Genomic DNA, 24,359 nt, shown 5'->3' on the forward strand with positions numbered 1-24,359 from the left:
GCCTGTAAGGAGATACGTCAGGCCGGTCAGGATGGATGCAATGGGGCGGGAAGAAAAGCCGGGGCGTGCGGGCGTGGCCATTCGAACGCGGTTCGAATGGTTTTTGCTGCAGTGTCGCCATTCGAGCGTAGCTCTCATGGCCTGCCTTCCTAAAATCTCTCCACCGGAGAGATTTTGCCTGACGGCACGTCAGGCAGATCCGGAGACAGATTGCGTCTCGGATAGTTTTTTTAAGAGACGAAACCTGTCTCCGGAGCCGGATTTCTATTGGAGTTGTCGGCCCCTTTGATCGCTCGTCGCAGGGTGGCGCGCATCCAACCCGCGGGTGATGCGCCCACCCGCGACCGGCTCTCCCCTGCTTCAGTCGCATGCTGACTGCCCGTGCGGGGAGATGGCGCTAGAATAATCGCGGTCTGCCTTGCGGGGATTACTTTTCTTGCGAGGGAATGCCGATCGGGGACGCTCCGAGAGCCGCGACCTCGCTACGCAAGCTGCCATTCGACCGTAGGTCTCATGGCCTTCTCACCTCCAATCGTTCCACCGGAACGATTGGCCCTTTGGGACGGCTCGAAGTTAATCGAGGCTCAGAAGACGGGGATTGTTTTCCGCGATGGCATCGGGTTCGACACAATCCGGGGGCACGGGCGGGCCGATGCGGGCGGCGCGGCCGGCCGCAAAACCCAGCTCATAGGCCTGGTTGCGGCGCGCCACGATCATCTTGCCCAGTTTGTCGCGCAAATCCTGCCCCCGCGGGCCGACCGGGGCCGTGGTGGGTTGCGGTTTCAGCCGCCTGACCGGCGCGGTACCGCCAGCGAGCCGCCAGCACCAGCAGTTTTCGCCCACACTCCAGAACGTGTGGCAGCGCTCGTAATGTTCCAGTTGCGCCAGCACCTGGCCCAGTTGCACGCACAGCCCGCCGAGATCGGGCGCCGCCACCGGCAGCCGGTCGCGGGATGCGCGAAACGGCGCGCATTCGGCCATGAGCCCTTCGGCCAGCACGCGCACGGTTTCGGACAAGTCCTGCCGCCCGCGCCGCGTGGCCAAGGTCGAAACATCCTTGTGCAGCGCGGCAAGACGCAGAACCAGGGCTTCGTGCCGGGTGGCCAGGCTCAGCGTGGGTGGCTGGCCATTGCGCCGCGCGGCCCGAATTTCCTGCGCGGATCGGGCCGGATGGGTCTCGGGAGGGGGATTTTTGAACACTGCTTACTCCTGTCGGGAGGGTTGGACGACAGGAGAGGGTAAGTGGGCGTGGAGGGGGCGGGGATAATAAGTTGGGCATAAGTCTTATCGCTGACACATAATGCGGCAGCGGGCCGTAATACAATCACCAAAGAATCATCGAGATGAGAAAGTTGGCACGAGATGTCTCTCACACCACGCGGCATGAACATCCAGGAGGCATACAGACTCTACGCGGAAATGAGACTAGTCGTGAATCGACGATACCAAAGAAAACTTGTTTGGTCTGAGCAAGAAAAACGGCATCTAGTCGACTCTATAGAACATGAATTCCCAATACCACTGTTTATGCTAAATAGAAATGACGGAGAAGATGTATCTTTCGAGATCATCGACGGGATGCAAAGATTCAACGCCATATTCTCATTCATTGAGCATCAGTTTCTCGATGAGAATGGAAAGTGCTTTGACCTAGAGCAATTCAGCAGAGCGAGGATTTCTAGGGAAGCCGGCGTCTTTGTTGAATACGCCCCAGAGATACCTAGAATGTCTGCAGTGGAGTGCGCTAAATTTCTGGAATATCAGCTGGCTGTCACAATTGACAGCGAAGGCAATGAAGAAAGAATTAATGAAATATTTGGACGCATCAACAGTAGTGGCCGACAGCTAAGCGCACAAGAGCAACGTCAGGCAGGTTTGGTCTCAGAACTGTCGGAATTCGTGCGACGTCTTTCTATGGAATTGAGAGGAGACTCATCTCCTGATGTTCTAGCACTCAACCAGATGCCCGAGGTAAGTGTTAATACTCCTCGTGAACGCCAACGATATGGCATTGATGCTTCGGATATATTTTGGTGTCGGCACGGCATCATTACAGCAAAAGATCTCGCAAAGGGCGAAGACGAACAAATAATAACTGACATCGCTATATCGATAGTTAATGGAGTTCCATTAAACAGAAGCCGAGAAGTTTTGGATGAATATTTCAATCCAGAAATCGACGTTTTTAAAAATTTCAACTCGTCGATAATTTCCTACGGCGCAGAGCGATTAAAGAACGAGGTAATTGCGACTGTTAGCGCAATAAGGTCGGTTTTTGAGGATGAGGGATTTACATCATTCCGGTCTTGCGTTCAGGAGAAAACCGCGAACACGGCCAGGGGTGCCTTCTATGCCGTGTTCATGGCGGTTTACGATCTGATGTTCAAGGAAAGCAAGTTTCCTCATGACTTTCCCGCAATCAGAGCCGCCCTTAGTGGGTCTCAAACACTTCTCAATCGCAGTGCGCATCATACCACGACCGCCGATCGTCAAAAGGACATTGGAATTATCACAGGACTGATCCAAGGTGCCTTCGTGAAGAAAGATGTTGCCACGTTGAGCTCATCGCATGGGCTAGTTGTTGAAGTCGAAAACTCCTTGCGGCGAGCCAGATACGAAGCAAGCAGATATGAATTTAAAATTGGAATCTGCTCACTCAGCGACAAACCTGCCTTGGACATGGCAATGTATTCGAAGCTAGGTCGCACGGCCTGTGCTATAGCGAACACAAATCCTGGCGCCGACGGATATATGTACTTAGGTGTTGCAGATAACGAGGCGTCAGCCAACCGAGTGAATGAACTGTTCGGCATAGAGCCTTTAAAGATTGGGGAAGTATTTTTTGTCGGACTTGGACATGATCTGCAGGTTTTAAACACCAACATCGAAGGGTATGTTAAGAACATTATCAACCGGTTGAGTGAATTGCCGATATCAGACCCGCTTCTTACTCAAATCATCACGTCAATTGACCACGCAGAGTATCAGGGTAGGCCATTTATTAGGCTCAGAGTTCCGCAACAATCAGACTTAAGTACTTTCGCGGGCAGCTACCCGGTCCGAAAGAATTCGGACACAGTCGATATGACGCCTGCTGAGGCAGTGGCGCAGTCGAAACTGTTCCAGACCAGATAGAACCTGGCTGTTCCAGAAGTGCAGCGCCCTCGGCTCAGAGCCGAGATTGACCGGCGGGAGACGGCGCTAACCTCCGAGCACGCTCGTCTAGGGATACCCCCACCTAACCTCCCCCTGATAGGGGGAGGGACCGCCTTGTGCCTGTTGAGGAACTTGGGTACCCGCCTCGTGGTTCGAGGCATCGCTGGCGCTGCGCACCTCACCATGAGGCTCGCGGGAAATCGTGCAGGATATAGCTGGTGTGTCGGAGCCCTCATCCTGAGGTGCCGCGTAGCGGCCTCGAAGGGCGAGGGCGGCAAGTTGTGCGGTGTCGAGAAATCACCCCCACCTAGCTTTGCTACGGCCCTTTGGGCCGAGCGCCGCTACCTCCCCCATCAAGGGGGAGGTGAAGGGACGGCGTGGGTTCGATATTGAGGAGCACCCCGATGCGCTCCTCCCCCTTCTTTAGGGGGAGGCTGGGTGGGGGTGTCATTGTGCCCGTTAAGGGCCCGGGCCCTGCGTGCTACCATTCGGCCGTAGGTCACGGGCCGCTGGAAAGCCCCCCTCACCCGTCTCGGCCTACGGCCGATCCACCCTCTCCCCGAGGGGGCGAGGAATAAGAGCCGCGCTTGCGCGGCTTAATCGTCACCCATCTTCAGCGCTTTAATAAACGCCTCCTGCGGAATCTCCACGGACCCAAACTGCCGCATGCGCTTCTTGCCCGCCTTTTGCTTTTCCAAGAGCTTGCGTTTGCGCGTGGCGTCGCCGCCATAGCACTTCGCGGTAACATCCTTGCGCATGGCGCGGACGGTTTCGCGGGCGATGATCTTGCCGCCAATGGCGGCCTGGATCGGGATGACGAACAGATGCGGGGGGATCAGCTCCTTGAGCTTTTCGCACATGACGCGGCCACGTGACTCAGCGACAGTGCGGTGCACCAGCATGGAAAGGGCATCGACCGGCTCGGCATTGACGAGGATCGAGAGTTTGACCAGGTCGCCGGCGCGGTGTTCGGCCAGCTGATAGTCAAAGCTGGCATAGCCTTTTGAGATCGACTTGAGGCGATCGTAGAAATCGAACACCACCTCGTTGAGGGGAAGTTCATATTCCACCATGGCGCGCTGGCCGACATAGCTCAGATTGGTCTGGATGCCGCGGCGATCCTGGCAGAGCTTGAGGATCGCGCCGAGATATTCGTCGGGGGTGAGAATGGTCGCCTTGATCCAGGGTTCGCGGATCTCCTCGATCTTCATCACATCGGGCAGATCTGCGGGATTGTGCAGATATTGCGTCTCGCCATTGGTCATTTCGACCTCGTAGACCACCGAGGGGGCGGTGGCGATGAGATCGAGATCGAACTCGCGGGAGAGGCGCTCCTGGATGATTTCGAGGTGCAAGAGGCCCAAAAAGCCGCAGCGGAAGCCGAAGCCGAGGGCGGCGCTGGTTTCCATTTCAAACGAGAAGCTGGCGTCGTTCAACCGCAGCTTGCCCATGGCGGCGCGCAGCTCGTCAAAATCGGAGGCATCGACCGGGAAGAGGCCGCAGAACACCACGGGCTGGGCCGGGCGGAAGCCGGGCAGCGCCTTGTCGGTGGGCTTTTTGTCCTCGGTGATGGTGTCGCCGACATTGGTATCGGCCACTTCCTTGATCGAGGCGGTGAAGACGCCCAATTCGCCGGGGGTCAGTTCCTTGACCTCGACCAGCTTGGGGGTGGAGACGGCGACGCGGTCCAGCTCGTAAACGGCGCCCGAGGCCATCATGCGGATCTTCTGGCCCTTTTTCATCACCCCGTCGATGATGCGGACGAGAACCACGACGCCCAGATAGGTGTCGTACCAGCTATCGACCAGGAGGGCCTTCAAGGGCGCGTTGAGCTCGCCCTTGGGGGCGGGGAGGCGCTTGACGATGGCTTCGAGCACGCTTTCCATGCCCAGGCCCGTCTTGGCCGAAATTTCCAGCGCGTCGGACGCGTCGATGCCGATGACGTCCTCGATCTGAGTCTTGACGCGCTCGACATCGGCGGCGGGCAGATCGACCTTGTTGAGCACCGGGACGATTTCGTGATTGGCGTCGATGGCGTGATAGACATTGGCCAGGGTCTGCGCCTCGACGCCCTGGGAGGCATCCACCACGAGCAGAGACCCTTCGACGGCGGCCATGGAGCGGCTGACTTCATAGGCGAAGTCGACATGGCCGGGGGTGTCGATGAGGTTGAGGATATAATCCTCGCCATCTTCGGCCTTGTATTTGAGGCGCACCGTCTGCGCCTTGATGGTGATGCCGCGCTCGCGCTCAATATCCATCGAATCGAGCACCTGGGCCTTCATCTCGCGCAGGTCGAGCCCGCCCGTCATCTGGATCAGACGATCGGCCAGGGTGGATTTGCCATGGTCGATATGGGCGACGATGGAGAAATTGCGAATGTTCTTGAGCGGCGTGGTCATGGCGCGCTGATAGCAGAAGCGCGGTGGCCAAGAAAGATGGTTTAGCGGGGGTTAACCGCCAGAATCCGACCTGCGCCGCCCCGTTCGTTCATCTTGGGGGGCCAGGAGGGGGTCGGCGCCCCTCAACAGGCGTCGCAGCGCGGGTGGTGCGGGGGCAGATCAGCCCAGTCATGCATGCTCATGCGATCGGGGTTGGGCGTGCGACGTGTCGGCGGCACAGGGCGGCCGAGCCACGCCAGGAGGCGGGCCAGGATCGACATTTTCTGTCTCCGAAAGTGGTGGTGAGGCTTGCTATGGCTGCATAATGCGTCCGCTCGCTTGCGCATTCAATGGACAAGCAGAGCGATATAGAAAATCTATATGGCAAACCCCTTTCCCATTCCGCTCAACGCGCTGCGCGCCATCGAGATTGTCGCCCGCCGTGGTGCCCTGGCGCCGGCCGCGGAAGAGCTTGGCGTGACCATTGGCGCGGTCAGCCAGCATTTGCGCCGGGCCGAGGACCGGCTCGGCATGGAATTGTTCGCGCGCACGCCACAGGGCATCAGGCCGCTGCCGGCGCTCATGCAGGTGCTGCCGCAGCTGAGTGGCGGCTTCACCCAGTTGCAGGATGGTCTGGCGAGCCTGACCGGTGCGCATGAGGGCGTGCTCAACGTGACGGTGGGAAGTGTGTTTGCCTCGCGCTGGCTGATCTGGCGGGTGAACAAGTTTTCTGCGCTCTATCCCGGTCTTGAGATGCGATTGACCGTGACAGGCGCCATGCTGGACCTCGGCCGGCCCGACATTGATTGCGGCATCCGCTATGGCGACGGGACCTGGCCGGGCGTTGATGTGAGCCTGATCGGCGGACAGGACTATCAGCCGGTCTGCTCGCCGCTGATCCGCGACCGGGTGAAAAGCCCGGCCGATCTGGCCCATGTGCCGGTGATTGCTGACCAGACCAGCATGCTCGACTGGCCGGCCTGGCTCAAAAAGGCGGGGCTGGACCCGCAAATGCCGCTCAATGGTCCGGTCTATTCAGATGCTTCGCTGGCCTTCGATGCTGCCATTTCCGGGCAGGGCGTGCTGCTGGCCGCCGACATGATGACCGCCGATGCGGTGAGCGACGGGCGGCTGATCCGGCCATTCGACCTGCCGGTAGCCGGCAAGCGCGGCTATTTCCTTGCGACCGCCAAGGGAAGGCGGGAACCCAAGAAGCTGGGCTTTTTTCGTGACTGGCTGGCCGAAGAGGTGCCGGCCAGCGTGCGCGGCTATGTGTACCAGAACGTGCCGAACACGGCGACGCTGGCTCCATTCGCCGAATAAATTTCCGCGTGAACCGCCTTTCTTCGGATCATCTTGCGCACAATTGCTGTGCGCCGGCTGATATGGACGCTTTGTTGCGCAGGTGTTCTGATAGGCTGATCCGATAGTGACTGGATCGGGGGATCGGCATGGACGACGTACTCATTCTTGGCGCCGGCATTGTCGGCATTGCCACCGGCATTCACCTGCTGCGGCGCGGACGCAGTGTGACCCTGGTGGACAAGAGCGAGCCGGGACACGAAACCAGTTTTGGCAATGCCGGTATCATTCAGCGCGAGGGGGTGCGGCCGCATCCGTTCCCGCGTGATCTGCAGACATTGCTGCAGGTGGGACTGCATCTTTCGACCGCAGCGCGATATGAGCCCCTGGCCCTGCCCCGGCTGGCACCGCCGCTGTTGCGCTATTGGTGGGAGAGCTCGCCCGAACATTATCGCAAGGTGGTGCAAAGCTATGCGCCGCTGATCGGCCGCTCGATCATCACTCATGCCGACCTGATCGACGCGTGCGGCCCGGAGGCCGAGAGCCTGATATCGCGCTATGGCTGGCATTTGGCCTTCCGCAGCCCGGAAAAGCTGGAAAAGGAAGCCCGCAAAGCGCAGGGCGACCATGACCAGTTCGGGATCGGCTATGAGGTGCTGGACTGGCCGGCGCTGCAGAAGGCCGAACCCAGCCTGACCGGCGGCCTGGCCGGTGCCATTCACTGGACCGATCCCTGGACGGTGCGCGATCCCGGCGCGCTGGTGACGGCCTATTTCAACCTGTTCGAGACGCTGGGGGGCACGTTTGTACGCGGTGCAGCAACGGGGCTGAACCAAGTTGCTGAAGGCTGGCAGGCCGAGATTGCGGGCCGACAGCTATCTGCCAAGCAGGCGGTGATTGCCCTTGGCCCCTGGGCGCCCGATGTGCTGGACAGGCTGGGCTACCGGCTGCCGCTGTTCGTCAAGCGCGGCTATCACATGCATTACGGCGCCGCCGAAGGCGCTGCACTCAATCATCTGCTGCTCGACCCGGAGGTCGGCTATGCCATGGCGCCGATGGCCAAGGGTATCCGCATCACCACCGGGGCCGAATTTGCCGAACGCGATGCGGCGCCAACCCCGATCCAGCTTGGCAAGGCTGAAAAGGCGGCACGGGAACTGTTTCCGCTGGGCGAGCGGCTTGACCCGCAGCCCTGGAAGGGCGCCCGGCCCTGCACGCCGGACATGATGCCGATCATTTCCAAGGCGCCCAAACATGAGGGCCTGTTCGTGGGCATCGGCCATGCCCATCACGGCTTTACGCTGGGGCCGGCCACCGGCGAATTGCTGGCGCAGGCAATGACCGGGGAAGAGACGGCGATCGATATCCGGCCCTTCCGCATGGAACGGTTCATGGGGGGCTGAAAGCGGGCCGGACTGACGTCCGGCCCGTCAAATAGCGACTCAGCCTTGAAGCAGGCGCCGCAGTTTGGCGAGCGCAGTGTCGCTGTTTTCGCGATAGGCGATGGTGCCTTCGAACTCGCCATTGGCATTGACCAGGAACACCGAAGCGGTGTGGTCCATGGTGTAGTCGCCCCCTTCGAGCGGCACTTTCGCATAATAGACGCCCCAGGATTTGGCCGCCTTGGCAACTTCGTCCGGGGAGCCGGTGACGCCGATGACGCGACCGGTCCAGCTCACATAGTCGCCGATGATCTCTGCGGTATCCCGCTCGGGATCGACCGAAACGAAAAAGGCGTTGAGGCCGTCAGCCTCGTCGCCCAATGCCTCATACCAGACGGCCATTTCGGCCAGTGAGGTCGGGCAGACGTCGGGACAATGAGTGAAGCCGAAAAACAGCATCGACGGGCTGCCCTTGAGACTGTCGCGATTGAACGCCTCGCCGGTCGCGGTCACCAGCTCGTAGTCGCCCTGCCCCAGGGCAACTGCCTGGGCCGGACGCGTCATGGTGGTATAGACATAGAGCCCGGTCGCCCCCAGGGCAGCGACGGCCACCAAGGTCCAGAGCACGGTGCGGATATGGGACAGGGCCATGGGTCAGTGTCCCATATGGCCGGAGTGGCCTGCTGCCGGCGCGTCGGCAGCGGAGCCGGCGGCGATCAGGTCGAGCGTGATGGTGCCCGCCTTTTCGAACGTCAGCGTGACCGGCACGGCATCGCCCTCGGCGATCGGGCCGGTAAGTCCCATGAACATCATGTGATGGCCACCCGGTTCAAGTACCACCGTTTCGCCGGCGGGGATGACCAGGCCGCCGGCAAGCTGGCGCATTTTCATCACATCGCCCTCCATGGTCATTTCATGGATCTGGCCTTCTTTGGCAATCGGCGATTGGACGGCGACCAGCCTATCGTCCGCGGTGCCATTATTGGTCAGGGTCAGGAAGCCGCCGGCGACCGGGGCATTGGGCAGGGTGGCGCGGGTAAAGGCGCCCGAAATGGTCAGATCGCCAATGCTCGTTTCGGCAGGTGCGTCCATGGCCCCATGATGGGCGTGTTCGTCCATGCCGCCGGCGACCAGGGTGAGGCTGGGCGCGGGCATATCGCCGCTTCCGCTCACATCAGTCCAGGCCTCCTCGCCATTGGAGCATTCCTGGATGGCGGGGAAATGGAAAAGGCCTTCTTCGAGCGCATCGGCAAAGGTGCCGCGGAAGACGAACTCATCATACCATTCATTGGGCAGGTTGCCCTCGGACCAGACGATCTCGGTGACCCCTTCGGACACTTCCTTGCCGTGGTTCACATAGGTGTTTTCATAAGGCCCGGTGATGGTCTGAAGAGTCCAGCCGGCCTTGGGCATGGGCTTTACGTTGTAAAAGCCCTCAGGAATCTGGATGCGAACAGTGTGGGTGGCCTCGGCACCGCAGCCGTGAGGAATGCGGAGGACCGCCTTATAGGATGCGCCGAGCCTGGCCTGCTGGATTTCCAGCGTGGCATGAGCAAGGGCCGGCACGGCCAGGGCGAGAAGGGTGGTGGTGGCCAGGGCGGCGCGAGAGAATGTGCGGATCATTGCGATCTCCAGTCAAAAGGGTCTGATGCCGGCGGTTCGGGCCGGCGAGGTGCGCATTCAGACCGTGACGGGAGGGGCGCGGGCTTGCCCGATATGATCGGGCAAGAGAGGGCGCATGGTGCGCGTCACTTGCTCGAAATGTACGCTATCGGCCGTGGCCGGCGGATCGATCAGCAGTGCGGGCGGCAGGATGGCAGCCAGCTCGTGCTTGGCGATGCCAGTGGCCGGACAGCTCAGCGCTGCAGCTTCATGCGGATCGCCGTTCTCGTCCTGCGCCAGGGGCTGGCAGACCGACCAAGAGTCGAGGGTCGAAAAACCGATGGCGTTGAGATCGCGTTGCTGGGCGGCCGCCAGATGCAGCGGCAACAGCAGTGTCAGCAGATAAACGGCCAGTACCGCGAGGGCAACGCCAGTCTCGCGGAGCATGGTCTGCGCGGTGCTGCGGGCGGCGATGCTCATGGCTTGTGGATAGCTTGGCGACGCGCCGGGCTCAAGCGGTTTGCCAGCGATAAAACGCACTCACTTTGTCGCAGATCAAGGACGGCTTGCACGTAGATTCGAATGACTTTAAACCTAGTCTAGAATTATTCTAAGGTATGAACGTCATGCGCTTCTGGCCGGACAATCGCCGACACTTCACTTCCCTAAGCGAACGCGAAATCCTCTCCCTGGCCATTGCTGCTGAAGAGGAGGATGGGCGCATCTATGGCGAATATGCGACGCGGCTGGGCGAGACCTACCCCGGCAGCGCGGCGCTGTTCGAGGGCATGGCGGCCGAAGAGGACGAGCACCGGCGGCGCCTGCTGGACCTTTATGTCGAACGCTTCGGCACGCGGCTGGTGCCGATCCGGCGCGAACATGTGCGCGGTTTCCTGACCCGCAAGCCGGTGTGGCTGCAAAAGACGCTGACCCTGGAACAGGCGCGCCAGCAGGTGTGGGAGATGGAGGAAGGCGCCTATCGCTTCTACCTCGCTGCGGCCGGTCAGGTGACCGATGCGGGTATCCGCAAGCTGCTCGGCGATCTGGCTGTTGCGGAAAAGGGCCATGCCAAACGCGCCGATCAAATTGATGATCAAGTGCTGGGACAAGAGGGCCGGGAAAGCGAGGGCCACGAACAGCACCGGCAGTTTCTATTGACCTATGTGCAGCCGGGGCTGGCCGGGCTGATGGATGGGTCCGTCTCGACGCTGGCGCCAGTGTTTGCGGCGGCCTTTGCCACCGGCGATACGCATCAGACCTTTCTGGTGGGCCTGGCTGCCGCGGTGGGCGCGGGCATTTCCATGGGCTTTACCGAGGCGGCTTCGGACGATGGCAAGCTGACCGGACGCGGCTCGCCCATCAAGCGCGGGCTGGCAGCCGGGATCATGACGGCGGTGGGCGGGCTGGGGCATGCCCTGCCCTATCTGATCGCCGATTTTGTCACCGCCACAGCCGTTGCCATTGCTGTGGTGCTGATCGAGCTCTGGGCCATCGCCTATATCCAGAACCGCTACATGCAGACCCCGTTCTGGCGGGCGGTGATGCAGGTGGTGCTGGGCGGGTCGCTGGTGTTTGCGGCGGGGATTTTGATCGGCAATGCCTAGGCGGCGCGCTGTGCCCGCCGCCGCATCCTGAGCCAGGCCAGGCCGGAGACGGCAAGGACCGGGACGATGACCAGCAGGGATTGGGTCCAGCCTGCATCGGGGCCGAACAGCACTTCATGCATGCGCCGGCCGGGCAGGAAGGTGAAGGCGCCCGCCAGGATCAGCGCGCCGATATAGAGCCCCTGCATCTCGGCGCGGTGGCGCGCCACATTGCGCTCGACGATGATGGCCCTGAGGCCAACAAAGAGCGTGTAATAGGTGAACAGCGAAAACAGGTGGATGGGGCTGAACGGCCCGATCAGCCTTATGTCGTTGATGAACAGGGCCGAGGTGGCGGTGACCAGCATCAGCACCACCCAGACCCGGCCCATCGCCTTGTGCAGGGCCGTGCCCTTGCGGCGCCAGAGGACGAGGGCGCCCAGCAGGGTTGCCGCGATGGCGGCGAAGGCATGGATCTGGATGACAAGGTCAGACTGCAGCAGGGGCGAAAGAGACATCGAGAGGCGCCATATTGGTGAGGGTAAAGACTTTGCCTCACCTCGATGCTTGGCTAGATTGGCCGCGACAATACCAAGTGCCCCAAACGCAGGTCTCATTCGTGAACGACAGCCCATTGCAATCCACGCTTCGTGAACTGCAGGGGCTGGCGCGCGATGCCCGGTTCTGGACCGTGCTGGGCGTGATCGCGCTGATCGTGGGACTGGTGGGGCCATTCGGCACCTATCAGGTGCTGGCGGTGGCGCCGCGGCTTGCCTATTGGGGCGTGGTTGTCCTGGGCACAGCCCTGACCGGCACGCTGGTGGTGGGTTTTATCGAAAGACTGGCGCGGCCGCGCCTCAACAAATATCTGGCGGCGCTGCTGGCCGGAGCCCTTCCCGGACCATTGCTGGCGGCGATGGTGGCGCTGATCAACATTGCCGTGTTCGGGCCGGGGGTCACAAGCTTTGACCTGCTGACACTGGGGGTTTACTGCACGCTGATTTCGGCAGCGGTGACGTTGGTCAGCGCGGTGCTGGAGCGACCCGCTCAACCGGACCCGGCACATGCCCCACCTGCCCTGCTGGAGCGTTTGCCGCGCCCGCAACGAGGACCATTGAGGCGCATTTCGGTTGCAGATCACTATGTCGAGGTGACGACCGACAAGGGTAGCAGCCTGGTCCTGATGCGGCTCTCCGACGCCATCAAGGAAACCGCACCGATCGAGGGATTGCAGGTGCATCGCAGCCATTGGGTGGCGCTCGACGCGGTCAGGCGCAGCACGCGCCAGAATGGCCGGCCCGCGCTGGAGCTGGACGATGGCAGCATCGTGCCGGTGAGCCGGACTTATCTCGCCGCCGTGCGGGCGGCGGGCTTTCCGGCCTGAAACAGATGCAGCCGGTCATCGATGATTTCGCCGACGCGGGCGCATTCCTGGGCGATCTCGCGCACGAAATCGGCCAACATGGGCCGCTCGAGCACGGCGGGGTTGCGCACCACCATGGCGGTGTCCCGGTGCAGCGGCTCGAACTCGACCGGTGAAATTTCGACCAGGCGCCCGGCCCGTACATCTTCGTCCACGGCCGAATTGACGAAAAAGCCCAGACCCTCGCCTTTCATTGCCAGCCGGCGTGCGGGGCCAGTGGGCAATTCGACGCTGGTCCGGGCCAGGCGGACCAGGGCCGCGGCGCGTTCCGGATCGGCCTGCCACCAGCGCAGCGCAATGACGCGGGGGACCAGGGCCAGGACCTCGTCGATGGTCGGTTGGCTCGACAACTTGGCCGCCACTTCAGGGGAAACCACCAGAGGGACATGCTCGCGCATGATGATGAGCGGCTCGAGATCGACCACCAGAGGATCGATATTGGGCCAGCACAAAATGCCCATCTCCACTTCGCGCTCATGCAGCATGGCGGCGATCTGTGCCTGACGGCCCTCGCGCACCACCACATCCACCGAGGGATATTGCGCCTGAAAGCGGATGAGGCTTTCGGTGATCAGGGGTGACACCAGGGTGCGCAGCGAGGCGATGGAGACCCGGCCACGCTCGACCCGGCGCAGGGCTTCGCGCCCTTCCTGGGCCGTGCCGATGATGCGGCGGGCAAAGGGCAGAAAGGTCATGCCCTGGTCGGTCAGCGTCACGGTGCGCCCCCGCACGAAGAGCGGTACGCCGAGCAGGTTCTCCAAAGCGCGGATGCGCATGGAGGCGGTCGCCTGGGTTATGTTGAGATAGGCTGCGGCCCGCGTGAAGGATTGCTCACGGACGATGCGGTCAAAGGTGCGAAGCTGGTCGAGGTCCATTGGAATGGCTTATGCAAAACGCGATTACACCCGCTCTATCGCGCTGCTCATTGGCAATGTCTATACGTCGAGTGACGCAGCCTAGCCCTTTTCGGCCAGTCGAGAGCGCTCGGCCCGCAGCTTTTTCTGCTGGCGGCGGCGTTCCGCGTCGGTGAGGGCAGCGTCGCCCATGTGCGAGAGACCGCGCTGTCTGGCCAGGTCCATCTGGCGCTGGCGCTCGGCGGCGGCCTGGTGCTTGGCGGTCTCGCCCGCGCAATAGGGGCAGGAAATGCCTTCGTGAAAATCGGCGTGGCGCCGGTCGGCTTCGGTCAATGGATGGCGGCAGGCGCGGCACAGGGTGGCCGTGCCCAGTTCGAGGCCGTGACCGACCGAGACGCGTTCGTCGAACACGAAGCATTCGCCGGTAAAGCGGCTTTGGTCCTCGGGCACCACTTCGAGATATTTGAGGATGCCGCCCTTCAAATGGAACACTTCCTCAAAGCCCTGACTCAAGAGGTAGGACGAGGCCTTTTCGCAGCGGATGCCGCCGGTGCAGAACATGGCGACCTTCTTGTCCTTGGCCGGATCGAGGTGCTTTTCGACATAATCCTTGAACTCGACAAAGCTCGAAGTGTGCGGATCCAGCGCGCGCTGGAAGGTGCCAAGACCCACTTCATAATCATTGCGCGTATCGACCAGCACCACGTCATTGCGCTCGATCAGCGCATTCCAGTCATCAGGTTCGACATAGGTGCCGACCTGGCGGTTTGGGTCCGCCTGAGGCGCGCGCAGGGTGACGATTTCAGGCTTTAGACGCACTTTCATGCGCAGGAACGGCGCGGTGTCGGCAAAGGAGTATTTCACCTCGGCGCCAGCGAGCCGGGTGCCGAAGGGGCCGGAGGCAAAAAGATAATCGGCCAACGCATCAATGGCCTCGGGCGCGCCGGCGACGGTGCCGTTAATGCCTTCGGGGGCGAGGATCAGCGTGCCCTTTATGCCATGCCCGCAACAGAATTCAGCCAGCGGCGCTTTGAGCGCTTCGGCATCGGGGAGAGAGGCAAATTTATAGATGGCCATCACCTTGTATGGATGATTGGCCTGAGGCAAACTGGACATGGATTTCGAGCCGGGCGCATTCATGGCGCCGCTCATACCACCGGCCGGGCCCGGCGTCACGGGGCGGCCGCAGCCACAAAATCGGGAGTGAGACAATGACCTATCGGGCGGACAACGCGCGCTACGACACGATGCAATACCGCCGCTCGGGCAAATCGGGGCTGAAGCTGCCGGTGGTGAGCCTGGGGCTATGGCAGAATTTCGGCGGTACGCGGGACTATCCCAGCGCCATGGAAATCCTGGGCTATGCCTTCGACCAAGGCGTGACCCATTTTGACCTGGCCAATAATTACGGGCCGCCGGCAGGCTCTTCGGAAGAATTGTTCGGCCAGGTGATGGCCCGCGACTTCCGCCCCTATCGTGACGAGATGATCGTTTCGACCAAGGCAGGCTACAATATGTGGCCCGGGCCTTATGGCGAATGGGGAAGCCGCAAATATCTGCTGGCGAGTCTCGACCAGTCGCTGCGCCGGATGGGGCTCGACTATGTCGATATCTTCTATTCGCATCGCTACGACCCGGAAACGCCGCTGGAAGAGACGATGGGTGCGCTCGCCCATGCGGTCAAATCGGGCAAGGCGCTTTATGTCGGCATCTCATCCTATCCCGAGCAGCAGACGCGCGAGGCGCATCGGATCCTCAAGGAAATGGGGGTGGCGACAACCATTCACCAGCCAAGCTATTCGATGATCAATCGCTGGATCGAGAACGACAACACCATCGATGCCTGCGGCGAGCTGGGCATTGGCATCATCGCTTTTTCGCCGCTGGCGCAGGGCGTGCTTTCGGGCAAGTATAATCGCGGCAATACCGACGGAACGCGGGGCGACAATCCCAACAGCACATTGCGCGCCAGCCACATCGAACCGCGCGTACTGGAGGCTGTCGACAAGGTTGGCGAGATCGCCAAGGCGCGCGGCCAGACCATGGTGCAGCTGGCGCTGAGCTGGGTGCTCAGGCGCAAGGAAATGACCTCGGCCTTGATCGGGGTGCGGACGCTGGATCAGCTCAAGGACAATCTGGGCGTGCTCAACAACCTCGATCTTTCCGACGAGGAAATTGCGGCGATCGACGAAGCCACGGCCGGCGGGCAGATGGAACTGCACCCGCGCCCGCAGGGCTGGCTGCGGTAGCTGTTTCGGTCGAGGGCAAAGCGGTCTTCCGTCACCCCACCCTCATTCCCCCTAAGAGGAAGGATTGGGGGTGAGGTGATTCCCTGCGGCACGCCGGAGAGGCTTTACGCCATCATTGAGTGCAGCGCGCCCATGGCGGCGAGGGAGCCGGTGTTGTTGGCGAACGTCACCGAATGCATGCCGGTGACGAGGTCGCCGGCGGCGAAAATGCCGGGGCGGGAGGTGGCCTGCATGTCGCCCACGGCAATCATGGTGCCGGTCGGGGTGTCCTTCATGTCGAGACCGAGCTGAGCATGCAGATCAGCCGAGGGGCGATTGCGCGGGTGGGCGTAAAGCGCTTCAAGGGCGATTTCGGTGCCGTCTTCGAGCGTGATCCCGCCCAGCCGTCCCTGGTCATGGGTGATGCTGGCGAGCTTGCCGTCCTCAAGCGTTACGCCGCGCTTTTCGAGCTTGTGCCGCTCCTCGTCTGGGATGTCGTGGCCGTCCAGGATCAGGGTAATGTCGTCGGTCCAGTTGGCATAGAGCGCGGGAGCATGCAGTGACATGGGCGAGGAATAGAGCAGGCCCCAGCGCTTTCCGGCCACTTCATAGCCGTGGCAGAACGGGCAGTGGATGACCGTGTTGCCCCAGCATTGCGCGAAGCCGGGAATGTCGGGCAATTGATCGACAATGCCATAGCTCAGGATCAGGCGGCGGCCAGATATGGTTTCGCCATCGGCAGTGGTGATGCGGAAATCTTCGGGCTCCCCGGTGACGCGCTGGGCCTTGGCGCTGACGATCTGCACCATGGGATAGCCCTGAACCTGTTTGCGGGCTTCGGCGAGCAATTCGCCCGGCGGGGTGCCGTCATGGCCAAAGATATTGTGAGTGTGCTCGGCATAGCGATTGCGATTGAGCCCGGTGTCGAGCACGGTGACCTTGCGACAGGCCCGGCCCAGTTGCATGGCGGCGGTGAGGCCGGCAAAGCTGCCGCCGACGATGATTACATCCTGCATATCTCAGTCCTTTCTTGGACGAGCAGAACCACCCGCTGCCACGACGCGGCAGCGCTTGAGCCCGCTCTGGGGTGAAAAATATCAGTTCAGGCGGAGAAACCCCGCCTGAAGCGCGTCGGTTGCCAGGTCGCTCAGGCGCACCCGCTGCAATCGGGCGGCCAGCAGGGCCTCGGCATCATCGAGAAAATCGTGCATGACCCGATCAACCGAACGCACAATGGCGCAGGTGACATCGCCTGGGTCGCTCTCGGTGCGCAGCAGCAGGCGTTCGCCCAGGGCAGCATAGACGTCGCGCAAGGTGATTTCGGTGGCCGGACGGCTGAGCGTCCAGCCGCCATTGGGCCCCTTGCTGGCGTCAACAATGCCGGCCTCGCGCAGTTCGCCCAGAATGCGGCGCACCACGACCGGATTGGTCATCAGGCAGGTGGCCAAAGCGGCCGAGCTGATTTGTTTGTCCGGCTGGGCGTGCAGGTGCACCAAGGCATGCAGAGCGATGGAGAGACGGCTTGATCGTTTCATGTAACTTTTATTGTTACATATAGAGCCGCTGTCAAGGGGCTTATCTTTCCGACCATTGCTGGCATAGAGTGAAGGCCTGATCGCGGGAGGATCCCCCTATGCGCCTCATAGCTTCATTGATCATCTTGTGGGTTGGTCTCGTCGGTCCCGCCCTGGCGCAGGATGCGGCGAGCCAGGCGGTAATCGACCGCATGAAGGCAGGCAAGCTGATGGCAATCGGCGACGTGGCCGCGCTGATGATGGGCTCCGAGCGCTGGTGCTACCGGCTGCAGGAGGGGAACTGCGCCTGGTCCGACATTTATCTTGAGGTGACCGAGACCGGTGCCACCTACGAGATCTCCAATCCCTGGAGCGAGGAGGTCGATATCTCCTTTGTCGACCGCGGCGTGTTCAGGCAGGATCGCTATATCTGCGAGACAGGAAATGACTGGGTGCCCACCGTCCGCGGCTATGAGAGAGCCGATGGAACCGCGATTGAGGGGCGCGCCCTGGCGGCGCTGAAGGAAGAAATCGAGGGCATCGTCACGGTCGGGGACGACGATGACTGCTTTGACTATCTCTACCAGCATCAGGACAAGGCCGCAGAGACGGTGACCCTGTTGCAGCGGCACTATATCGACGGAGAAACCGACCCAGCCGATGACGCGCTGGTGACGATCTACTTCAACGCCGAAGCCGCCGGGGACCTGGGCTGGTATTGGTAATGTCCCCCTCCCCTGGGGAGAGGGAGACAGCTGGCTCTAGAGTGCGCCGTTCTTGAGACTGTCGGCAAGCGGAGCGGGGCGTGTGACCGGGGTCTTGATATCGACAGTGCGGCCATCGCGGGCGGCGGCCTCGAAGGCCTCCATCACTTCCAGGACATGCAGGGCCAGATCGCCATTGGCCCGGTGCGGCCGGTCCTCGAGAATGGCAGCGGCCATGTCGGCAACGCCGAGGGAGCGGTAATTGCCCTCAGCATAGGGCGCCTCGATCTTGACCTCGTTCCAGTTCTCATCGCGGCCGCGCTTGCGCAGCTCCACCGCGCCCCCGAAATGATTGGGGTCGGGCACGAGCAGGGTCTGTTCGGTGCCATAGAGTTCGAGCGGAACGTGCTTATGGGCGGCAACGTCGAAACTCATGGCGATCTGCACGATGGCGCCATTGGCAAAGCCCAGCGCGCCGGTGACATGGGTGTCGACATGCACCGGCATGGTCTGGCCCTTTTTGGGCTCGGAGGTAATGGTGCGCTCGGTCCGCAAACGCGAGGACATGGCCGAAACTTTTGCGACCGGCCCAAGCAGATTGACCAGATCGGTGATGTAATAGGGGCCCATATCGAACATGGGGCCGCCGCCGAGGTCGTAATAGAAGGCCGGGTCGGGATGCCAGCTTTCGTGTCCGGGGCATTGCATAAAGGCGGTGCCACCGATCAACTGACCCAGCAGACCGCTATCGACCACGGCGCGCGCCTGCTGATGGGCGCCGCCCAGGAAGGTATCGGGAGCCGACCCTATGCGAAGGCCGGCGGCCCTCGCCGCATCGAGCAGTTTCTGGCCCTCGGCAAAAGAGATGCCGAGCGGCTTTTCGGAATAGACATGCTTGCCGGCGGCCAGGCATTTGAGCCCCACATCGACATGGGCCCGCGGAATGGTCAGGTTGACCACCAGATCGATGCCGGGATCGGCGAGCATGTCGTCGACACTCATGGCCTTGAGGCCGAACTCGTCGGCGCGGGCCTGGGCCGCTTCAGGCCGCATGTCCGACAGCGCCTTGACGTCGAGCACGCCGAAGCCCGGCAAACCGTCCTTGCCCAGAATGGCCTTCAAATAGGCCGAAGAAATATTGCCGGTACCGATAAAGCCGATACCGAGACGCTTGGCGCTCATCTGCGCACTCCTCCAAAGCACGGCACCGCTTCCAAGTAACGCTGCACTTGCTTCCCTTAGTTGATTGCCGGCGTTTCGCAGCCGCAAAAGCGCACCGCGGAAACAGTCCCGATGTACGTGCATCAACCTAGACCGGACCGGGCCGTGTCGTGAAGTGGGGGGCAGGGAAATTGTGAGATATTTCTTCCGCGCTGGGCCACGGGCAAGCCTACCCCACCAGCACGGCGCGGTCGCAGCGCACGCCATAGACGCGCACATCGGCTTCACCGAGGTCCAGACCCAGGGCGGAAAGGGTGGCGTTGATCGTGCTATCGAGCAGGGGCGCCATTGGCGCGAGCAAATTGCGGACGGCGAGGTCGATCAAATGCGGCGGCGACAGGCCCAGCCCAAGCGTGTTGACGGTCAGATGGAGGCGGTCGAGCAGCGAGCCGGTCAATGAGGCGACCAGCGTTTCGGTACTGGCGGTCCTGGCGGTTCCGGCGGCGATATCGGCCGAGGAAAAGTCGAGCAGGATGGGACTAGTCTGGGCCAGTTCGACCGAGGCGGCGCCTGTGACGCGCAGCAGCAGAATGTCGATCAGCCGCACGGGCGCCGCCGAAGGGGGTACGGCGAAATCGCCCAGGCTGGCATCGCTCATTTCGCCAATGCTGAGGCGCAATGCGCCGGGACGAACGGCAATGGTGGCGCTGCCGTGTGACGCACCCATGGTGGGACAGGTCGCCGCTTCCGCGCGCGCCTCGGCGGGTGCCAGATCAAGCCAAAGCGGCAGAACGACGCCGGCATTGCCCAGGGCCGGCCCGCCCAGCAGTTCGGCCCTGAGCCGCAGACGGGTCTGGGCGGTGCGGACAATGGTGCCCAGAGGTCCGAGGGCAAACCAGCTGCCGCCCTGGGGCGGCTCGCCAATAGCCAGATCGAGTTGCAGCGATATCAGCCCCGGCACTCCGGCGCCCAGATTGAGCGAGACCTGATGATTGCCATCGCTGAGCACCGCGGCTGCCGAGAGCAGTTCGAGCGCGGACAGGGACAGGTCAGCCGTCCCGGCACTGCCAATATCAAGCCCGCCCAGCCTGCCCAGATCGAACAGTTTGCTCAGATCGACATCGGCGCCATTGCCGGCGGTGGACAGGGCCAGCAGTGCCGCCTGGGCCGCGCCAGTTGTGAGGCCAGCCAGGGCGGCGGCGAGATCCCCCGCCCCGGCCCGAGCGGTCAGAAGATTTTCATAGCTGCCGGCTGTTACCCCCAATCGCAGGGCCAGTGCATCGAGGAACTGCAGCGCATCGACCCGCGCCGCAGCGAGCGCGGTGTAATCAAGAACGGACAGAGACATCGTCGTCCCCAGCAATTGCGAGAGGATGGCATTGGCAAGGCCGTCATTGAGGCGGGCGAGGCGCGATCCGACCGAGAAGGACACTTCGGGGGTGACCGCTGCAATGCCGGATGCCTGCAGGGTGGGCACGGCGGCAAAGCTGGCGGCGAAGTAGAGCTTTCCGGGGCGGTTCAAGGTCACCGACACGGCATTGTGGGGCATTGCTCCGGGCGTGAACCGGTCGGCAATCTGTGGCCGGGTAGGGTCGTAGTGGCCTGGGACGACAGTGAGCCCATCCGTGCCGGCCGGGGCAAGGAGCTGCGCCCCTGCCAGCACGGATTGGGCGATCTCGGCGGCCCTTGAGGGATCCCGCGCCGCCGAGATGGCCGCCAGATCGACCCCGGCCTGCAGGACGCGGCGCTCATGGTAGAGCGAGGCCGCGTCCACCGCCACGGCCGACACCATGGCGGAAACAGCGAAACCAAAGGCGAAGAGCACAGCGATATTGCCGCGCTCATCACGGCGGAATTTGGGCCCGGTCACAGGCCACCTCGTCTGATGGTGGCGCCGTAAGCGATGGTCTTGCCGGGCAAAGGCAGGGGTGGATAGAGATTCCAGATCGGCAGATCGGTCGCGTCATAGCTGAGGCGGACGACATATTGGCTTGGATCGACGACGCTGTCGCCAATGGTGTGGCTCAGCCGGGCCGGATCGATCAGCGCATAGGCCTGGGCATTCCGTGCGATATAGGCTTCAACGAGGCTATTGCGCTCGGCCTCGGTGAGACCGGCAATGGCGATCCGGGCAGCATCTGCGGCCATTTGCTGGAGGGAATGGGCGGCGCCGAAATAGATGCCATAGGCGAGCATGCCAGTCAGGAGCAGCAGGAACACGGGCGTCAGTACTGCAAATTCAATGGCGGCCGTGCCGCAATGGTCGGTCCATAAGGGCCCATGTGGCCTTCGCATTCGAGCCTCCCGGGCGAATGATCTGGTCTGCCCGCAGGATGGCGCGGCACCGGCGTGAGAGTGGTAAAACGCGGCATTGGTAGAATTGCGGGGCGCACATGCCACAGATGCAGGAGGCTTTTCTCGAGCCGTTGAACCCGTTAGGAGGAAACGAAGCCTTGGAATTCCGGCTGGAAAGACCGATTTGAGCGCCCGCAATTACCTGTTTGCCCTGAATGCCGATGATGTTGCGTTGACGCGCTTTTTGGCTCTGGCCGCGTCGGCGACGGGGTTTTTGAAGGGGGCGCCGGGCGGCCCCCTGCCCGGTTGGCACCAGATCGGCCAGGACAATCGGGGGTTCCTGGAGGGTCTTTATGAACGGCTGGCGGTGAGCTATCCGGATGCCGGGCAGCCGTTTTACGCGGTGCGGCTGTGGACCAATCTGATGTGGCAGCCGGCCTATCTTTCGGTCATCGCCGTGCATCTGCATGGTGCCCTGCCTGCGGTCACGACATTGGCCCAGTCACGACAAAACCTGGATGTCGATGGCTATCGCCTCGCCGCCGGGCCACAAGTTGAAGGCGACACCGAAGAGTTGATCGCCAGGGCCGGGCGCGATCTGCGCGCCATGGGCGATATGGTATTGGCCGAAATCAATGACCTGACCAAACTCAAGCGTCTGACGGCGCAGCGGTTGCTGGCCGACCGGATATTGGGACTGATGGTGCGCCTCAGACATTTCCGACCCGAGATCAGCCTCGAAGGGCAATACCGCTATTGCGAACTATGGCTGTCGGCGATGGGGCTGGAGGGGCAAGGTGGCCTCGAAACGCTCAACCTGCCTGATGGGCAGCAGGTCGCGATCATGGCCCGGAAGGGCTGTTGCCTCGACTATCTGGCCTTTCCCGAGCGCTACTGCGCCTCCTGCCCCAAGCTCGATGATGATGTGCGCCGCGCGCGCGAGCGCACCAATATCATGGCCGAACGCGAGGTTCAGGCTCAGTCGAATTCCTCGTCGGCATAAACGCCCCAGAGTTCGGCCTGCTGCACCCAGCCGCTATAGGCCTGGCGTTCGCCAGGCTGGCCGGCTGACACATTGCACCAGGCCCCGTCGCATTCGCTGATCAAGACCCGGACACCGGGCGCCAGGCGCGCGCGCAAGGCCGCGTCCTCGGACTTGCCCGCACGCATCTGCACTTCGCCATTGGCCATGATCGGGGTGGCGTAGCCGGCGCGATTGCCCGAGAGCAGGCTTTGATGCACCCAGCCCTCGTCGCCCTCGACATCGCGGATTTTGCGCCAGGTATCGAATTCCTGGATGATCTCGACCGGCACACCAGAAACCGTGTAGTTCCAGGCGATTTCGTAGCGGGTCCCGGGACCGACGCGCACATTGATGGGGTGGGACCGTGTCGTAACAAAGCGCGGCAGCGGCAGGCCGCTGGGATTGTCCTGCGCCTGGGTGGCAGGCACGGCGAGCGCACCGGCGCACAGGGCCAGAAAAAGTGCGAGGAAGGTGCGGGCGAGGCCCGGCACGGCTGGCAAGAACAACATCACTTTGCAGACGGGTTGGATTTGCCCTATCACTAGCTGCATATCCTTAATGGTCGCTGAAGGCGACGTATGCACCGGTGGCAAGCCGGCTCTTTTCTGGAACGCATGAGCGCGAGCAAACCCAAGATACTGGTGACCAGACGGCTGCCTGCGAGCATTGAAGCCCGCATGGCAACCCTGTTTGAGACCGATGTCAATGACGCCGACCTGGCGCTGAGCGGCGCGGACATCCTGTCCGGGCTGGAGGGCAAGGATGTGCTTGTCTCCACCATCACCGACCGGATCGATGCCGCGCTGATCAGCCAGCTACCGCAAAGCGTGCGGCTGATCGCGCAGTTCGGCAACGGGGTGGACAATATCGATCTTGACGCTGCCTGGGCGGCGGGGCTGACCGTGACCAATACGCCATCGGTGCTGACCGAAGACACGGCGGACATGGCCATGGCCCTGATGCTGGCGCTGCCGCGGCGGCTGGTCGAGGGCACGCAGATGCTGCTGCGCGACCGCGCCTGGGCGGGCTGGTCGCCCACCTCGATGCTCGGCCACCGGCTGCGCGGCAAGGCGCTGGGCATTGTCGGCATGGGCCGCATCGGGACGGCGGTGGCGCAGCGGGCGCGCGCGTTCGGGCTCAACATCCATTATTATTCGCGCAATCGGCGCCCTCCCGCCATCGAGCACCCGCTCGAGGCTCGTTACTGGGACGATCTGGACGCGATGCTGGCGCAGGTGGACATCGTTTCCCTGCACACGCCCCTAACCCGGGACACGCACCATATTCTCTCCGCCTCCAGGCTGGCGGCGATGAGGCCCGGGGCCTATGTGGTCAATGTGAGCCGTCCTGAACTGCTGGACGAGACGGCGCTGATCGAGCAGTTGCAAAGTGGACACCTGGCAGGGGCGGCGCTCGATGTGTTCGAGAACCGTCCCGGGATCAATCCGCGGCTACTGGCCCTGGCCGAGGCGAACAAGGTGGTGCTGACCGCCCATATGGCCTCGGCCACGGTGGAGGCACGGGTCGAGATGGGTGAGGCGGTGATCGTCAATATCCGCGCTTTCATGGATGGTCATCAGCCACCGCACCGGCTTTTGCCGGATGGACCGTTGCCGCGTGCCGCGCGGGGCTGACTGTTGCAGCATTTCCGCAATCGGGCCGCCATCTGACACCCGGGCAATCGATGCGCTTGCGCGACAGCGGCAGGCCCCATAATCGTCAGCCTGTCGGGGCCCGGGGGGCACGCCCG

Annotated in this window: 23 protein-coding genes; 9 read left to right on the plus strand and 14 right to left on the minus strand. The window is 62.3% G+C overall.

All coding sequences use genetic code 11. The annotated features are described in order from the left end of the window. Positions 1 to 573: 573 nt before the first annotated feature. Positions 574 to 1,200, minus strand: coding sequence for a hypothetical protein (locus ACE4RL_RS00905; RefSeq protein ID WP_375598674.1), 627 nt, complete (start codon positions 1,198 to 1,200; stop codon positions 574 to 576). Between the two features lie 231 nt (positions 1,201 to 1,431). Between ACE4RL_RS00905 and ACE4RL_RS00910 the strand changes: the two genes are divergently transcribed. Next, complete coding sequence (locus tag ACE4RL_RS00910; RefSeq protein ID WP_375598675.1) at positions 1,432 to 3,135, plus strand: DUF262 domain-containing protein; 1,704 nt, start codon at positions 1,432 to 1,434, stop codon at positions 3,133 to 3,135. Between the two features lie 617 nt (positions 3,136 to 3,752). On the opposite strand, the gene lepA is transcribed toward ACE4RL_RS00910, so the two are convergent. Beyond that, positions 3,753 to 5,558: a translation elongation factor 4 gene (lepA, locus tag ACE4RL_RS00915; RefSeq protein WP_375598676.1), complete on the minus strand. Its 1,806-nt coding sequence runs from the start codon at positions 5,556 to 5,558 to the stop codon at positions 3,753 to 3,755. 360 nt (positions 5,559 to 5,918) lie between these two features. Here lepA and ACE4RL_RS00920 point away from each other — a divergent pair, with 360 nt between their 5' ends. After that, positions 5,919 to 6,860: a LysR substrate-binding domain-containing protein gene (locus tag ACE4RL_RS00920; protein ID WP_375598677.1), complete on the plus strand. Its 942-nt coding sequence runs from the start codon at positions 5,919 to 5,921 to the stop codon at positions 6,858 to 6,860. A 128-nt stretch (positions 6,861 to 6,988) separates the two neighbouring features. Then, positions 6,989 to 8,242, plus strand: coding sequence for an NAD(P)/FAD-dependent oxidoreductase (locus ACE4RL_RS00925; RefSeq protein WP_375598678.1), 1,254 nt, complete (start codon positions 6,989 to 6,991; stop codon positions 8,240 to 8,242). Positions 8,243 to 8,281: 39 nt separating this feature from the next. Here the strand turns inward: ACE4RL_RS00925 and ACE4RL_RS00930 are convergent, their stop codons facing one another. The 3 genes from ACE4RL_RS00930 to ACE4RL_RS00940 are packed head-to-tail and all read right to left on the minus strand — an operon-like array spanning position 8,282 to position 10,363. Beyond that, complete coding sequence (locus tag ACE4RL_RS00930; protein WP_375598679.1) at positions 8,282 to 8,872, minus strand: SCO family protein; 591 nt, start codon at positions 8,870 to 8,872, stop codon at positions 8,282 to 8,284. Between the two features lie 3 nt (positions 8,873 to 8,875). Next, a complete protein-coding gene (locus ACE4RL_RS00935; RefSeq protein WP_375598680.1) occupies positions 8,876 to 9,844 on the minus strand; it encodes a copper chaperone PCu(A)C in 969 nt (322 codons plus the stop codon). Positions 9,845 to 9,901: 57 nt separating this feature from the next. Further along, on the minus strand, positions 9,902 to 10,363 hold the full coding sequence (locus ACE4RL_RS00940) for a hypothetical protein (protein WP_375598681.1): 462 nt from the start codon (positions 10,361 to 10,363) through the stop codon (positions 9,902 to 9,904). 77 nt (positions 10,364 to 10,440) lie between these two features. Here ACE4RL_RS00940 and mbfA point away from each other — a divergent pair, with 77 nt between their 5' ends. After that, on the plus strand, positions 10,441 to 11,427 hold the full coding sequence (gene mbfA / locus ACE4RL_RS00945; protein WP_375598682.1) for an iron exporter MbfA: 987 nt from the start codon (positions 10,441 to 10,443) through the stop codon (positions 11,425 to 11,427). Here mbfA and ACE4RL_RS00950 read toward each other — a convergent pair. Further along, entirely contained in the window at positions 11,424 to 11,924 is a 501-nt protein-coding gene (locus ACE4RL_RS00950; RefSeq protein WP_375598683.1) for a DUF2306 domain-containing protein, read from the minus strand. The genes mbfA and ACE4RL_RS00950 overlap by 4 nt on opposite strands. 101 nt (positions 11,925 to 12,025) lie before the next feature. Between ACE4RL_RS00950 and ACE4RL_RS00955 the strand changes: the two genes are divergently transcribed. After that, positions 12,026 to 12,790 carry a LytTR family DNA-binding domain-containing protein gene (locus ACE4RL_RS00955; protein WP_375598684.1) on the plus strand — a complete coding sequence of 255 codons (765 nt, stop codon included), beginning with the start codon at positions 12,026 to 12,028 and terminating at the stop codon, positions 12,788 to 12,790. Here the strand turns inward: ACE4RL_RS00955 and ACE4RL_RS00960 are convergent. Beyond that, on the minus strand, positions 12,751 to 13,704 hold the full coding sequence (locus ACE4RL_RS00960; protein WP_375598685.1) for a LysR family transcriptional regulator: 954 nt from the start codon (positions 13,702 to 13,704) through the stop codon (positions 12,751 to 12,753). The genes ACE4RL_RS00955 and ACE4RL_RS00960 overlap by 40 nt on opposite strands. Before the next feature lie 81 nt (positions 13,705 to 13,785). After that, positions 13,786 to 14,799 carry a rhodanese-related sulfurtransferase gene (locus ACE4RL_RS00965; RefSeq protein ID WP_375598686.1) on the minus strand — a complete coding sequence of 338 codons (1,014 nt, stop codon included), beginning with the start codon at positions 14,797 to 14,799 and terminating at the stop codon, positions 13,786 to 13,788. A gap of 95 nt (positions 14,800 to 14,894) precedes the next feature. On the opposite strand from ACE4RL_RS00965, the gene ACE4RL_RS00970 reads away from it, so the two are divergent. Then, on the plus strand, positions 14,895 to 15,932 hold the full coding sequence (locus ACE4RL_RS00970) for an aldo/keto reductase (RefSeq protein WP_375598687.1): 1,038 nt from the start codon (positions 14,895 to 14,897) through the stop codon (positions 15,930 to 15,932). Between the two features lie 104 nt (positions 15,933 to 16,036). Here the strand turns inward: ACE4RL_RS00970 and ACE4RL_RS00975 are convergent, their stop codons facing one another. After that, a complete protein-coding gene (locus ACE4RL_RS00975) occupies positions 16,037 to 16,927 on the minus strand; it encodes an NAD(P)/FAD-dependent oxidoreductase (protein WP_375598688.1) in 891 nt (296 codons plus the stop codon). 81 nt (positions 16,928 to 17,008) lie between these two features. Beyond that, positions 17,009 to 17,446 (minus strand): Rrf2 family transcriptional regulator, encoded by a 438-nt coding sequence (locus ACE4RL_RS00980; protein WP_375598689.1) that lies wholly within the window; start codon positions 17,444 to 17,446, stop codon positions 17,009 to 17,011. A gap of 98 nt (positions 17,447 to 17,544) precedes the next feature. On the opposite strand from ACE4RL_RS00980, the gene ACE4RL_RS00985 reads away from it, so the two are divergent. Beyond that, entirely contained in the window at positions 17,545 to 18,150 is a 606-nt protein-coding gene (locus ACE4RL_RS00985) for a hypothetical protein (protein ID WP_375598690.1), read from the plus strand. A 36-nt stretch (positions 18,151 to 18,186) separates the two neighbouring features. Here the strand turns inward: ACE4RL_RS00985 and ACE4RL_RS00990 are convergent, their stop codons facing one another. From ACE4RL_RS00990 to ACE4RL_RS01000, 3 genes are all read right to left on the minus strand, one after another. Then, the gene (locus tag ACE4RL_RS00990) at positions 18,187 to 19,311 is read right to left on the minus strand and encodes a Gfo/Idh/MocA family protein (protein WP_375598691.1); all 1,125 of its coding nucleotides are present in this window, start codon (positions 19,309 to 19,311) and stop codon (positions 18,187 to 18,189) included. A gap of 208 nt (positions 19,312 to 19,519) precedes the next feature. Beyond that, entirely contained in the window at positions 19,520 to 21,160 is a 1,641-nt protein-coding gene (locus ACE4RL_RS00995; RefSeq protein WP_375598692.1) for a TadG family pilus assembly protein, read from the minus strand. Continuing rightward, a complete protein-coding gene (locus tag ACE4RL_RS01000) occupies positions 21,157 to 21,585 on the minus strand; it encodes a TadE family protein (protein ID WP_375598693.1) in 429 nt (142 codons plus the stop codon). Before ACE4RL_RS01000 ends, ACE4RL_RS00995 begins: the two co-directional genes overlap by 4 nt. Before the next feature lie 184 nt (positions 21,586 to 21,769). Between ACE4RL_RS01000 and ACE4RL_RS01005 the strand changes: the two genes are divergently transcribed. After that, positions 21,770 to 22,588 carry a siderophore ferric iron reductase gene (locus tag ACE4RL_RS01005; RefSeq protein WP_375598694.1) on the plus strand — a complete coding sequence of 273 codons (819 nt, stop codon included), beginning with the start codon at positions 21,770 to 21,772 and terminating at the stop codon, positions 22,586 to 22,588. Here the strand turns inward: ACE4RL_RS01005 and ACE4RL_RS01010 are convergent. Then, positions 22,564 to 23,118: an SH3 domain-containing protein gene (locus tag ACE4RL_RS01010; RefSeq protein WP_375598695.1), complete on the minus strand. Its 555-nt coding sequence runs from the start codon at positions 23,116 to 23,118 to the stop codon at positions 22,564 to 22,566. The genes ACE4RL_RS01005 and ACE4RL_RS01010 overlap by 25 nt on opposite strands. Positions 23,119 to 23,223: 105 nt before the next feature. On the opposite strand from ACE4RL_RS01010, the gene ACE4RL_RS01015 reads away from it, so the two are divergent. Next, a complete protein-coding gene (locus ACE4RL_RS01015; protein WP_375598696.1) occupies positions 23,224 to 24,243 on the plus strand; it encodes a 2-hydroxyacid dehydrogenase in 1,020 nt (339 codons plus the stop codon). Positions 24,244 to 24,359 lie beyond the last annotated feature (116 nt).

Origin of the sequence: Devosia polycyclovorans (assembly GCF_042181575.1) — a bacterium.
In the GTDB taxonomy this organism is placed as follows: domain Bacteria; phylum Pseudomonadota; class Alphaproteobacteria; order Rhizobiales; family Devosiaceae; genus Devosia; species Devosia polycyclovorans.